This window comes from Micrococcus sp. KT16, from assembly GCF_003315015.1.
Lineage (GTDB): Bacteria > Actinomycetota > Actinomycetes > Actinomycetales > Micrococcaceae > Micrococcus > Micrococcus luteus.
The window spans coordinates 381,172-393,675 of record NZ_QNRG01000001.1; the positions used below are offsets into that span (position 1 = coordinate 381,172).

Annotated in this window: 12 protein-coding genes, 1 tRNA gene and 1 pseudogene; 3 read left to right on the forward strand and 11 right to left on the reverse strand. The window is 73.9% G+C overall.

The window, feature by feature from the left end:
- Positions 1-13 precede the first annotated feature (13 nt).
- From mnhG to DE149_RS01830, 10 genes and pseudogenes are all read right to left on the reverse strand, one after another.
- Positions 14-421: a monovalent cation/H(+) antiporter subunit G gene (gene mnhG / locus DE149_RS01790; protein ID WP_041104525.1), complete on the reverse strand. Its 408-nt coding sequence runs from the start codon at positions 419-421 to the stop codon at positions 14-16.
- On the reverse strand, positions 418-756 hold the full coding sequence (locus DE149_RS01795; protein ID WP_041104523.1) for a monovalent cation/H+ antiporter complex subunit F: 339 nt from the start codon (positions 754-756) through the stop codon (positions 418-420). Before DE149_RS01795 ends, mnhG begins: the two co-directional genes overlap by 4 nt.
- Entirely contained in the window at positions 756-1,373 is a 618-nt protein-coding gene (locus tag DE149_RS01800; RefSeq protein ID WP_113913844.1) for a Na+/H+ antiporter subunit E, read from the reverse strand. The genes DE149_RS01795 and DE149_RS01800 overlap by 1 nt, the downstream gene beginning before the upstream one ends.
- The gene (locus tag DE149_RS01805) at positions 1,360-2,991 is read right to left on the reverse strand and encodes a Na+/H+ antiporter subunit D (protein WP_049146202.1); all 1,632 of its coding nucleotides are present in this window, start codon (positions 2,989-2,991) and stop codon (positions 1,360-1,362) included. The genes DE149_RS01800 and DE149_RS01805 overlap by 14 nt, the downstream gene beginning before the upstream one ends.
- The gene (locus DE149_RS01810) at positions 2,988-3,548 is read right to left on the reverse strand and encodes an NADH-quinone oxidoreductase subunit K (protein WP_010080214.1); all 561 of its coding nucleotides are present in this window, start codon (positions 3,546-3,548) and stop codon (positions 2,988-2,990) included. The genes DE149_RS01805 and DE149_RS01810 overlap by 4 nt, the downstream gene beginning before the upstream one ends.
- Complete coding sequence (locus DE149_RS01815) at positions 3,545-6,643, reverse strand: Na+/H+ antiporter subunit A (RefSeq protein ID WP_049146199.1); 3,099 nt, start codon at positions 6,641-6,643, stop codon at positions 3,545-3,547. The genes DE149_RS01810 and DE149_RS01815 overlap by 4 nt, the downstream gene beginning before the upstream one ends.
- A 68-nt stretch (positions 6,644-6,711) precedes the next feature.
- A complete protein-coding gene (locus tag DE149_RS01820) occupies positions 6,712-7,614 on the reverse strand; it encodes an MFS transporter (protein ID WP_233490690.1) in 903 nt (300 codons plus the stop codon).
- Positions 7,597-8,112, reverse strand: a pseudogene (locus DE149_RS11740) (MFS transporter); the annotation flags it as partial. The pseudogene DE149_RS11740 and the gene DE149_RS01820, both read right to left, overlap by 18 nt.
- On the reverse strand, positions 8,034-8,612 hold the full coding sequence (dcd, locus tag DE149_RS01825; protein ID WP_113913846.1) for a dCTP deaminase: 579 nt from the start codon (positions 8,610-8,612) through the stop codon (positions 8,034-8,036). The pseudogene DE149_RS11740 and the gene dcd, both read right to left, overlap by 79 nt.
- Positions 8,613-8,615: 3 nt before the next feature.
- Positions 8,616-10,136, reverse strand: coding sequence for a hypothetical protein (locus tag DE149_RS01830; protein ID WP_049146190.1), 1,521 nt, complete (start codon positions 10,134-10,136; stop codon positions 8,616-8,618).
- Between the two features lie 136 nt (positions 10,137-10,272).
- On the opposite strand from DE149_RS01830, the gene DE149_RS01835 reads away from it, so the two are divergent.
- Together DE149_RS01835 and DE149_RS01840 are read left to right on the forward strand one after the other, a co-directional pair.
- Positions 10,273-10,446 carry a hypothetical protein gene (locus tag DE149_RS01835; RefSeq protein ID WP_233490685.1) on the forward strand — a complete coding sequence of 58 codons (174 nt, stop codon included), beginning with the start codon at positions 10,273-10,275 and terminating at the stop codon, positions 10,444-10,446.
- A 99-nt stretch (positions 10,447-10,545) separates the two neighbouring features.
- Positions 10,546-10,619: transfer RNA gene (locus tag DE149_RS01840), tRNA-Gly, on the forward strand.
- 167 nt (positions 10,620-10,786) lie between these two features.
- On the opposite strand, the gene DE149_RS01845 is transcribed toward DE149_RS01840, so the two are convergent.
- The gene (locus tag DE149_RS01845; protein WP_100059254.1) at positions 10,787-11,233 is read right to left on the reverse strand and encodes a DUF2087 domain-containing protein; all 447 of its coding nucleotides are present in this window, start codon (positions 11,231-11,233) and stop codon (positions 10,787-10,789) included.
- 260 nt (positions 11,234-11,493) lie between these two features.
- Between DE149_RS01845 and DE149_RS01850 the strand changes: the two genes are divergently transcribed.
- A complete protein-coding gene (locus DE149_RS01850; RefSeq protein ID WP_113913847.1) occupies positions 11,494-12,474 on the forward strand; it encodes an AEC family transporter in 981 nt (326 codons plus the stop codon).
- The last annotated feature ends 30 nt before the right edge of the window (positions 12,475-12,504 follow it).

Genomic DNA, 12,504 nt, shown 5'->3' on the forward strand with positions numbered 1-12,504 from the left:
GTGCGCGGTGGCGTCAGCGGCGCCCACGCGGCCGGGCGCCGGCGCGGCGGGGCCCGGGGTCCGCCGGGGGCTCGGCCCGACGGCCGACGGCGGCCAGCTCGTCCCGGTGCAGCAGCTCACGGCGGGCGTGCTTGGTGCGGTAGCCCGTGCGGCCCACCAGGTGGGAGGCCACCGGGGCCGTGACCATCTGGGTGATCCACGCCAGGAACAGCACGGGCAGCCACACCCACGACCGCCACACGATCCCCAGCCCGGCGAGCATGAGCAGCAGGCCGAGGACCTGCGGCTTGGCGGCGGCGTGCATGCGGGCCAGCAGGTCCGGGAGCACGAACAGGCCCACGCCGGCCACCAGGGAGAAGAAGGCGCCGCTGACGAGCAGGAACGCGGCCAGCCAGTCCAGGAGCGTGGCGGTGTCGGTCATCGGCCCTCCTCCCCGCCCGGCACGTCCGTGGTGCCGGGCACGCGCGCCTGGTCCTCGAGCGAGTGGTCCGGGCGCCGGTCCTCCGCGAAGCGCGCCACCGTCACCGAGCCGACGAAGCCGACGGTGGCGGCCAGCACCACGAGGACCACGTGGTGGGTGTGGCGGTGCACGGCCATCTCCAGGACGAGCATCCCGGCGAACACCACGAGCAGCACGTCCGTGGCGACCGCCCGGTCCAGCAGCGAGGGGCCGCGCACGATCCGGTAGAGCGCACCGACGGCGCCGACCACGAGCAGCGCCCCGCCGGCCCACGTGGCCAGGTCCATGGGGTCCATCAGGCCTCCTCCTTCGGGGGGCGGGCGGCGGGGGGCGCCGAACTCGGGAAGCGGCGGACCAGCTCGAGGTCCTCACGCGTGCCGACGGCGCGGATGATGCCCGCCTCCACGTCGAGGGCCTTGGCGCGGAAGCCCTCCACGTCCTCGTCCGTGGTCGCGTCGAGCACGTGCAGGTACAGGACGGAGCGGACCCGGTCCACGTCCAGCACGATCGAGCCCGGCACCAGGGCCAGGGAGTGGCTGACGAGCGTGATGATGAGGTCGTCGTGGCTGCGCAGCGGGACGCCCACGATCGAGCCGCGGGCGCGGCGGCCACGCAGCAGCACCGTCCCGGTCACGTTGACTGAGGCGCGCACGACGTCGACGAGGAACCGCACCGTGAACACGAGGGACCACCAGGGGTTCAGACGGCCGCTGAACGGGATGTCCGGCATCGGGAAGAGCCCGATGATCAGCAGCGCGAAGGCGAGGCCGGTCAGGGCCACGTGCGGAGCGAAGTCCTGCCACAGGGCGCACCACACGGCCACCATCACGAGGATCAGCGGCCACTGGGCCACGATGCCCCGGATCCGGTCGGGGCGCACCACGCCGCGGCGGGCGGAGTCACTTCCGGGCATCGTGCACCTCCGTCGGGTCGACGCTGAGGGTGGCCGCGGCCCGCTCGGCCGCGGCGTCGTCGAGCACCGCCGCGATGTAGGGCGAGCGGTCGAGCATGTCCGTGGCGGCCTCGTCGGCCAGGGCGAACAGCGGACCGGCGGCCACCGTGAACACCAGCGTCAGGCCCACGAGCGCCGTGGTGGGCAGCACGAGGCCCGGCTCGAGCGGGCGGGGGCGCTCGCCACGGGCGACGGCCCGCTCGTAGGCGGCCACGAGCTGGGCGGGCGGGTGCTCCACGTCCTCGACGCGGCGCCAGAACGCGCGGGTCCACACGCGCACCACCACGAGCAGGGTCAGCAGGGACACGAGCAGGGACACGCCCACCAGCGTGTAGGCCAGGGGCGTGGCCTGCTCGACACCGCCGCGCAGCAGGCCGACCTTGCCGAGGAACCCGGAGAACGGCGGGATGCCGCCGAGGTTGAGCGCGGGCACGAGGAACAGGACGCTCACGAACGGGGAGACCTTCGCCAGGGACCCGAGGCGGTCGATGTTCGCTGTGCCGGCGCGGTTCTCGATCAGGCCCGTGACGAGGAAGAGCGCGGTCTGCACGGTGATGTGATGGGCCACGTAGTACACGGTGGCCGTCAGCCCTGCCTCCGTGGCCAGGCCCAGGCCGAAGATCATGTAGCCGATGTGGGAGACGAGGATGAAGGACAGGATGCGCTTGATGTCCGTCTGGGCCAGCGCGCCGAGGATGCCCACCACCATGGTCAGCGCGGCCACCACGAGCAGGAGCGCGTTGACGTGCTCCCCCGGGAAGAGCAGCGTCTCGGTGCGGATCATCGCGTACACGCCCACCTTGGTGAGCAGGCCCGCGAACACCGCGGTCACCGGGGCGGGCGCGGTGGGGTACGAGTCCGGCAGCCAGAAGGACAGCGGGAACACGGCCGCCTTGATGCCGAAGCCCACCAGGAGCAGCACGTGCAGGACCATCTGCACGTCGGTGGGCAGCTCGCCCAGCTTCACGGCCAGGTCCGCCATGTTCACGGTGCCGGTGGCCGCGTAGATCATCGCGATCGCGATCAGGAACACCACCGAGGAGAGCACGGAGACCACCACGTAGGTGATGCCCGCGCGGATGCGCTGGGCGGTGCCCCCCATGGTCAGCAGCACGTAGGAGGACGTCAGGAGGATCTCGAAGCCCACGTAGAGGTTGAACAGGTCGCCGGCGAGGAACGCGTTGGACACGCCCGCCACGAGGATCAGGAACGTGGGGTGGAAGATCGAGACCGGCCCACCCTCGTCCCGGTTGATCAGCCCCTGCGCCGAGGCGTACAGCAGCACCGCCAGGGTGACCAGCGCGGACACCACGAGCATGAGGGCCGAGAGCCGGTCCACCACGAGGGTGATGCCCAGCGGGGCCGGCCAGCCGCCGAGGTGGACGGCCGCGATCCCGGTGTCCCAGACCGCGGCCAGCAGCAGCGCGTCCAGCACGAGGGTGAGCACGAGCGCGGAGACCGTGACGGTGATCTGCGCGCGGGGGCGACGCACGAGCATGAAGGTCACGGCCGCGCCCAGCACGGGCAGCATGACGGCCAACGGGGCCAGGTCGGTCAGGGGGAGGGTGCCGATGCTCACGGGCGCGGCCCCCCGTCGGCGCGGTGGGCACGGACGGCGGACGCCGGGCCGGGACGGGCGGGCGGCGTAGGCGAGGCGTGGCGCACGTGGGGTCGGGACTCCGTGGCGTGCTCGTAGTGGGCGTTGGGGTCCGCGGCGTCGTCCAGGAACTCGGAGGACTCCTCCACGAGCTCCGCGTCGTCCTCCGCGTCCCAGGCGGGCATCCGGGCGATCTTGACGTCCTCCGCGTCCACCTCGACCTCGTCCTCGCGGATGAGCAGCCACGAGCGGTAGATCATGGCGGTCAGGAAAGCGACCACGGCGAAGCCGATCACGATCGCGGTGAGGATCAGCGCCTGCGGCAGGGTGTCCGCGTACTCGTGCGGGTCCCGGCCGCGCACAAACAGCGGGGCCAGGCCGACGCCGCCGGAGGCGAGGAACAGCAGCATGATGGCGCCGTTGTTGATCAGCATGATCCCCAGCAGGATGCGGGTCAGGCTGCGCTCGAGCACCAGGTAGATCCCCCCGGCGAACATCACGCCCATCGCCAGGAGCAGGGCCAGGTCGACGGTCATCATCGGGCGGCCTCCGGGGCGTCGGGGGTGGACGGGGTGGGCATGCGCGGATGACGACGGCGGGCCGCGGCGCGCAGGCGGGCGCGGCGGGCCTCCTCGCCCCGGCGGTCCACCTCACCGCCGAGCGAGCGCAGCACGTCGATCACGAGCCCGACCACCACGAGGTACACGCCGATGTCGAACGCCGTGGCCGAGACCAGCTTGAGGGCGTCGCCGAACAGCGGCAGGTCGGTGAACTCCACCACATAGGACTGCAGGATCTGCCCGCCGAAGAAGAGCGGGGCGATCCCGGTGAGCGTGGCGATCGCCAGGCCCAGGCCGAGCATGGCGCCGGCCGGGATCACGGAGGCCTCCTGCAGCTCGTACCGGCCGCCGGCGAGGAAGCGCAGCGTGAGGGCCAGGCCTGCGAGCAGGCCGCCGGCGAAGCCGCCGCCGGGGGTGTTGTGCCCGGCCAGCAGCAGGTAGACGGAGAGCAGCATCATGATCGGGAACATGAAGCGGGTGACGACCTCGAGGATGATCGAGCGCCGCTCGGGGGCCATCGTGTGGCCGGCCACGAGCCACTGGCCCTTGCGATCGTCCACAGCGAAGCTGCGCACGACGGACAGCTCGCGGGCCCCGAGCGAGGAGTCGGCGCCGAAGTCGCCGACGGAGCCGGGGGCGACGTCGTCGATGCTGCGGGTGCGCCCGTCGCGGTGCTGCAGGAAGATCAGGGAGGCCACGCCGGTGGCGGCGGCGGCCAGCACGGTGATCTCGCCCCACGTGTCCCACGCGCGGATGTCCACGAGGGTGACGTTCACGGCGTTGGCGCCGTAGCCGTCCGTGTAGGCGAGCTCCGGCATGGGCAGCGAGATGCGCTCGGCGGTGCGGGCGGCCAGCGCGGTGGCGGCGATCCACATCATGGTCAGCGCGAACCCGACGGCCACGGCCAGGCGGCCCAGCCGCCGTGAGCCGGTGCGGCGGTCGTACCAGTCCGGCGGCAGCACGCGCAGGCCCAGGATGAGGGTGACCAGGATGATGGTCTCCACGAGCACCTGGGTGATGGCGAGGTCCGGGGCGCCGCGCAGGGCGAACAGGGCGGCGGCGCCGTAGCCGGTCACGGACACCAGCATGATCGCCTTGAAGCGGCGGCGGGCGCGGACGGCGAACACGGTGGCGACGGCGATCATGAGGACGATGACCAGCTGCGCCGGGCTCTCTGCCCAGATGATGTCCCCGTCGAGGAACGCGGTGGCCAGGAGGCGGTCCTCCCGCCCGGCGGGGAACAGGAGGAAGGCGACGGGCAGGCCGGCCGCCGTCGTGAGGATGATCGCCAGGTAGCGGCGCAGGGAGCCGGTCTGGGTGCGGCCCGTGACCCAGACGGCGACCTCGTCGAGGGCGCCGGTGATCTTCCGGTACGTGCGCAGGGCGTCGACCGGGAACTCGACGCGGCGCTGGAACGCCTCGACTCCCGGCCGGCCGAGGGCGAGCAGGGCACCGAGCAGCCACACCGCGGCGGAGACGGCGAGGGCGGGCGTCCAGCCGTGCCAGAGGGCCAGGTGGGCCGGAGAGGCGGCCGGGTCCAGGGCCGGGATCGTGGCCGTGTGGGCGGCCAGCAGGCGCTCGAGGGGCCCGGGCAGGACCGCGAGCACCAGACCGGTGAGCGCCAGCAGCCCGGCGGGGGCGAGCTCGAGGAAGGTCACGCGCGTGTGGAATCGGGTGGCGGGCACGGGGGCGCCCTCGGGGGTGCGCTTGGTGGCGAAGGCGCCCCAGAGGAAGCGCCACGTGTAGGCCACGGTGAGCACGGACCCCGCGGCCATCAGCACGAGTGGCGCCCACGCGAGCGGGCCGCCGTGGGCCGCGCCGTGGTCCGTCAGGCTCTGCAGGACCGCCTCCTTGGCCACGAACCCGAAGAACGGGGGCAGGCCGGCCATGGAGGCGGCGGCCAGGACGGCGACGGCGGCGAGGACGGGGTGGCGGCGGCCGATGCCGGAGAGCTCGCGCAGGTCGCGGGTGCCGGCCTCGTGGTCGATGATGCCGACCACCATGAACAGCGGGGCCTTGAACAGGGCGTGCGCCAGGAGCATCGCGAGGCCGGCCAGCGCTGCGTCGCGGACGCCCAGCCCGTTGGCCACCATGAGGAAGCCGAGCTGGGAGACCGTGCCGTAGGCGAGCACGAGCTTGACGTCGGTCTGCCGCAGGGCCCGCCAGCCGCCCAGCATGAGGGTCCACAGGCCCAGGCCGAGCACGAGCACCTGCCACGTGGCCAGCTCGTGGAAGGCGGGGGCCAGGCGGGCCACGAGGAACACGCCGGCCTTCACCATCGCGGCCGCGTGCAGGTAGGCCGAGACCGGGGTCGGGGCGGCCATCGCGCCCGGCAGCCAGAAGTGGAACGGCGCCTGGGCGGACTTGGTCAGCGCACCGATCAGCACGAGCCCGACGGCGACCTCGAGCAGGACGCGCCCGCCGTCGTCCGCGAGGAGGCGGGGGGCCGCGGCCAGCACGCCGGAGATCCGCCAGGAGCCGGCCGCGTGGGCCAGCATGATCAGGCCCGCCAGCATGGCCAGGCCGCCGAACGTGGTGACGATCAGGGCGGTGATGGCGGAGCGGCGGGCGAAGATGCGGTGGCCCGAGTAGCCGATCAGCAGGAAGGACAGGACCGAGGTGATCTCCCAGAAGGTGTAGAGCACCATGAGGTCGTCCGTGGTCACCAGGCCGAACATCGCGCCGGCGAAGGCCAGCAGCTGGCCGCCGAACACCGCGTTGCGCGGCTCGTGCTCGCGGAAGTAGCGGGCGCAGTACGCCAGCACCAGCGCGCCGACGCCCAGCACGATCAGGGACATGAACGCGGCCAGCACGTCCATGCGGAAGGCGAGCTCGATGTCCAGGTACGGCACCCACGGCACGCTGCGGTCCAGGTGGGCCGCGGAGGCCGGGATCGGCCGGCCCGCGTCGAGCGCCTCCTGCAGGGCGAACACGTGCGGCAGCTGGGTCAGGAGCCACACGAAGCCGGCGGCGGGGACCGCGGCGAGGAGGTAGAAGCCCTGACGTCCCGTCCACCGGAAGAGCACCGGGGCGGCGAGCGCGACGACGAAGAGCGCGGTCAGGGTGACGAGCATGCGGTCCCTTCGTCAGGCACGGGCGAGGGTCCTGTCCAGACTAGCGGAGGGATGCGCCCCGCCCGGGGTCAGCGAATCGATTCCGCGCTCCGCGTGATCGGCTCCGTGACCCGGGCGAACAGCAGCCCACCGGCCACGAGCACGACGACGATCACGGGGATGACCACCCGGTTGTCCGGGTGCAGGGCGAGCGCGAGCGTCACGAGCGTGGGCGTGATGAACCCGACCACGCGGCCCGTGGTGGCGTACAGCCCGAACACCTCGCCGGCCGTCCGCGGCGTGGTGAGTCGGCCCAGGAACGCACGCGAGGCCGACTGCACCGGGCCGACGAACAAGCACAGCGCCAGCCCGCCGACCCAGAACGCGAGGGTGCCCGAGGCGAAGAACAGCGCCCCGGCCACGAGGACCATGGCGGCCAGCGAGCCGAGGATCACCCGGCGCGGACCGACCGCGTCGTCGAGCCGCCCGCCCACGAAGGCGCCCAGGGCGGCCACCACGTTGGCCGCGATCGCGAACAGGATCACGTCCGAGGCCGCCAGCCCGTAGACCGTGGTGCCCAGGATGGCGCCGTAGACGAACACCGCGCCCACGCCGTCCCGGAACACCGCCGAGGCCACGAGGAACCAGAGCGTGTTCCGGTGCTCGCGCCACATCCGGGCCAGCGTGGCCCCCAGCTCGCGGTAGGAGCCCAGCAGCGACTCACGGCGCGGCCCGCCGTCCGCCGCCGGGGCGGGGGCCGGGTCCGGCACGGCCACGAGCACGGGGATCGCGAACACGAGGAACCACGCGGCGGCCACGAGCGCGACCACCCGGATGTTCAGCGCCGCGTCCTCCGTGACGCCGAACCAGTGCGCGTCCCCCGAGACGAAGCCCACGAACACGATCAGCAGCAGCAGGATGCCGCCGAGGTAGCCCGCGCCCCAGCCGATGCCCGAGATCCGGCCGATCGTGGCCGGCGTCGAGATGTGCACGAGGATCGCGTTGACCTGCACCTCCGCGAACTCGAAGAACACCGTGCCCAGGGCGATCAGGGTGACGCCCAGCAGCAGGGAGGACTCCTCCGGTGTGACCCAGAAGCAGGCCGCGGTGCACGCGATCACGGCGCCGGTGGTCAGCCCCAGCCCCCGTCGGCGCCGTCCCGCGCCGTCCGCCCGACGCCCCAGCACGGGCGCGGTGACTGCGATGACGACGCCGGCCACCGCCATCGCCGTCGAGAGCCAGGCCGTGCCCCGCTCGTCCGGCCCGAACGCGTCCGAGGCCAGGTAGGTGCCGAACACGAAGGTGACCATGACCGCGTTGAACGCGGCCGAGCCCCAGTCCCACAGCGCCCACGCGGCCACCTGGCGGCGCGGGGCGGCGGAGGCGACCGGCGGGAGCGCGACGTCGGTCATCACTCGATGCGGGTGAGGTGGAAGTCGCGGTGCGCCCGCGAGGCCGTGGGCCCGCGCTGACCCTGGTACCGGTTCTGGTTGGCCCCGGTGCCGTACGGCGACTGGGCCGCCGAGGAGAGCCGGAAGAAGCACAGCTGACCGATCTTCATCCCCGGCCACAGCGTGATGGGCAGCGTGGCCACGTTGGACAGCTCGAGCGTGACGTGCCCGGAGAACCCGGGGTCGATGAACCCGGCGGTCGAGTGCGTCAGCAGGCCCAGCCGCCCCAGCGAGGACTTGCCCTCGAGGCGGGCGGCGAGGTCGTCCGGCAGCGTGACCTGCTCATAGGTGGAGCCGAGCACGAACTCCCCCGGGTGCAGGATGAACGCCTCGTCCGGGTCCACCTCCACCAGCCGGGTCAGCTCGTCCTGCTCCTGGCGCGGGTCGATGTGCGCGTACCGGTGGTTGTCGAAGAGCCGGAAGAACCGGTCCAGGCGCACGTCCACGGACGCGGGCTGGACCATCGCCGGGTCGAGGGGGTCCAGGCCCACGCGGCCGGAGTCGAGCTCGGCGCGGATGTCGCGGTCAGAGAGCAGCACGGCTCAGTCCAACCGCACGACGACGGCCAGCGGGGTGCGCTCGCGGCCCTGGCCCAGCGGGTTGTCCGCGAAGGCGGCCTCGAGGACGGCGGCCGACGCGGCCGTGTCCTTGCCGAGGGCGTTGCGGCCGATGTCGTTGGCGTCCATCACGACGGTGCCGGCGAAGGAGGCCTTCGCCCAGGCCGGGATGTCCGCCGCCCGGATCATCGCCGAGACCTCGGCGGCCACCCGGTCCGGCTCGGCCGGCGGCAGCTTGGCCGAGACGTTGGCCGGGAACGTGGAGTAGGTGGTGGGCCCGTCGATCGCGCGGACGTTGCCGCCCACCACGTTGTAGAACACACCGCGCTTGCCGGCGACCTTGCCGGCGGCGCCGGCGGCCGCGGAGAGCACGATGCGCGGCAGTCCGGCCTCCTGGATGGCCAGCTGCATGGTGGTGGGATCGCCCAGGCCGATGCCCGCGGGCGTGCGGGTGACCAGGCGGGAGAGGGCGCGGGCGGCCACGGAGGGGCGGACCTCCCACGTGTAGTAGGAGCGACCCTGGGTGATGGCCACGATCTTCTCGGACACGGAGAAGTGCCACGGGGCGTCCTGCGGCATCGCGTCCGCGGGCAGGTCGCGGAAGAAGTCCTCGATCTCGCCGCGCAGGTAGGCCTGCAGGTCCGTGTCCCGGTCCACCAGGCCAGTCTGCACCGGGAAGCGGCGGTAGCGGCGGCCGTCCTCGGCGGAGACCAGGTCGAGCTCCTTGCCCGGGTTCGGCTCGTGGTCCGGTTTGGCCGGTGCCGGGGCGGTGGGGGCCTCGTCGACCGCGGTGGCGGGGCCGGCGTCCGCGTCCACCGCGTCGCGCAGCCAGAGCTCGAGGTTGAGCAGGCGCCAGAAGCGCTCGGGATCGTGCCGGCGCGGGTGGGCGAGGAAGTCCTCGAAGAGCGCGCGGACGGTGGGCGCGTCGGCGTACGGGCGGGCGGCGAACGAGTCGGAGGCGAACACCTCGCGGGCCGGCTCGCGCAGGGCGAGCAGCAGGCCGGCCGCGGCGTCGTCGTCCGCGTGGCGGGCCGGCGGGAGGACGGCGTCCACCAGGCCGGCGAGCCGCCCGCGCGGCACGCCGCGATCGGCGGGGCGCTCGTCCGCGTGGGCGTCGACGAAGGCCGAGTTCAGCAGCGCCTCGACGGGCACGTCGGCGCGCTCGCGGGAGTCGGCCAGGCGGGCGGCGACGTCGCGGCGGGTCGCGGTCAGGGTGCGCGCGGCACCGCGCAGGCCGCGGGACGCGTCGGCGGCCGGAGGCGTCGGGACGGGGCGGCCGCACACGTGCGCGGTCGAGGCCAGGGGGCCGCCGTGGGCGCGGATCGCGGCGCGGACCGACTCGAGGTCGGCGACCGGGGACGGCGTCGCGGCGGGGGCCAGCGGCGCGGGCCGGGGACCGCCGACGAGGAAGGGGCGGTCCGCCTCGCCGAACGCGAGGTAGCGGTACACCGCCGCGTCGTCGGGGCGGGCGGGGACCTGGGCCGCGTCGGCCGTGGTGTCGCGCATGGGACGTCCTTCCGGGACAGGGGCTGCCGGACGCGTCCGGCCGCGGCCGGGCGCGGTTCGGACTCTACCAGCGGCCCCCGGCGCGCTTTCGTTCGGGAAACGGCGGCCCCTGGTGCGCTTTCGTTCGGGAAACGGCGTGGCCGGCCGCTGGCGCGCGGGTGCGGCCCTGACCATCCGAGGGGAGTTCTCCCTCGTGATCGCCGGGCCGGTGCTCACGCGGTACGCGGACGCGTTCGGTCGCTCGCGCGCCCGGGCGGCGACGCGGCGGGTGCGGGCGCGCGAGGTCGCCGCAGCGGACCCGGTGCACTGACGTACGGGACCGCGGGGCTCGATGACGACGCGGGGCCGGTCGCACGGCCGGGCTGGTGTATGGTGGTGCCCGCGCCGCAGGCGGAAGCCGAGCGGTTGCGCGGGCGTAGCTCAATGGTAGAGCGCTTGCTTCCCAAGCAAGATACGCGGGTTCGATTCCCGTCGCCCGCTCCACGCCACGACGACGGCCCCGGGCCCCTCACGCGAGGGACCCGCGGCCGTGTCGCTCCACGCCGTCCCGCCACGGCCGCACCGGGAACGCAAGACGTCGGAATGCGGCCACATTCCGGCGTCATACCGACCGCTGGCGTTCCAGGTCGCCGCGTGGGGTCCCGCTCCCCTCAACGGCCCGCGCGGATCTCGCGCAGCCGGCGTTCCAGGTCGACCGGCAGGTCTGCGGCGAAGCGCGGATCGAGGTCGGGCCCGGCGTCCGCCAGCCGGTAGACGCCGTCGGCGCGGGCGAGGAACCCGTAGTCCACGAGTTCGCGACGCAGCGTGGCCACGTCCTCGTGGGCGGGGCGCAGCAGGTCGTTGACCTCGGCCTCCGCGTAGGCGCGGCCCGCTCCGAAGCGACGCAGCAGCTCGAGAAGGACGGCCACCCGCGGCTTGCGACGCGCAGGGATCGAGCGCAGCCGGTCCCCGTCGAAGAAGCGGGCGAGCACGGTCGCGTGGTAGCGCTCGGCGGACTGCCACTCGTCGGCGAGGGCCGCCGCCGCGGCGGTGTACCGCTCACCGGTGACGGCCATGCGGGCGCGGATCAGGGTCTTGAGGTCGGACTGACGGGTCATGGTGCATCCTCGCCGGCGCGCTCCCGGCCATGCCGCGCCGCGGGTCGGGGACGACGTCCGTCGCGTGCGGGTGGGCCCGAGGATCCGCTCCCCTTCGCGCCGGGCCGCAGGGCCCTGCCGCGCGGGGCCGGGCCGCGTGGCGCGCTCGGCGGTGGGCGCCGCCGTCGTGATCCAGGCTAGCCCACGCCCGCGGCGTAGGATCGCGCCATGCCCCTGACCCCTCCGCGGACCGCCCCACCCCGACCCGTGGAGGCCCGTCCGTGACCCAGGTGCTCTCCGGCTTCGCGGTCGTGTGGGTGATCATCCTCGTGGGCGTCCTGGTGGGGCGCACGGGGGTGCTCGGCGAGCACGGCCGCACCGTGCTCTCCCGCGCGGCGTTCTTCATCGGCAACCCGGCGCTGCTGTTCGTCACACTCTCCCGCGCGGACGTGGGCGCCGTGCTGGGCCCCCAGCTGTGGGTGGCCACGCTGTCCGCGTTCACCGCGGCCGCACTGTACCTCGCGGTGACGGTCCCGCTGCTGAAGGGCAGGTCGGCCTCGGAGCGGATCATGTCCGCGCTCAGCGCCTCGCTCGTGAACTCGGCGAACCTCGGCATCCCCATCGCGGCCTACGTCCTCGGCGACGCCGCCCTGGCCGCCCCGGCGCTCATCTTCCAGCTGGCGATCTACACGCCGCTCTACGTGGCCGCGATGGACGCCGCCACGGCCCGCGAGGCCCGACGACGCACGACGGCGGGCCGGCGCCGTGCGGTGCGCCGCTCCCCCGGGCGCGCCGTGGCCGACCAGGTCCGCCACACGGTCACCAACCCCCTGATCCTGGGCTCGGTGGCCGGCCTGGTCTTCTCCCTCACCGGCTGGTCGTTGCCGGGCCCCCTCATGGAGTCTGTGGAGCTCATCGGCGGGCTGTCCATCCCGGCGATGCTCCTGGCGTTCGGCATGTCGCTGGTCGGCTCGCGGCCGCTCGAGCGGGCCGGCGGGCGACGCGCGGACGTGCTGATCGCCTCGGCGGTGAAGCTGGTGGTGCATCCGCTGCTGGCCTGGCTGCTCGCGCAGTTCGTGTTCGGCCTGGACGCGCGGCACGTGTTCGTCGCCGTCGTCCTGGCCTCCCTGCCGACCGCACAGAACGTGTTCGTCACCGCCGTCCGCTACGACACGGGCCTGCGCGTCTCGAAGGACACGATCCTGGTCACCACGATCGTCGCGATCCCGGCGATGATCGCCGTCGCACTGCTGCTGGCCTGAGGCCGACGACGGCGGCGCCCGGCCCGGTGC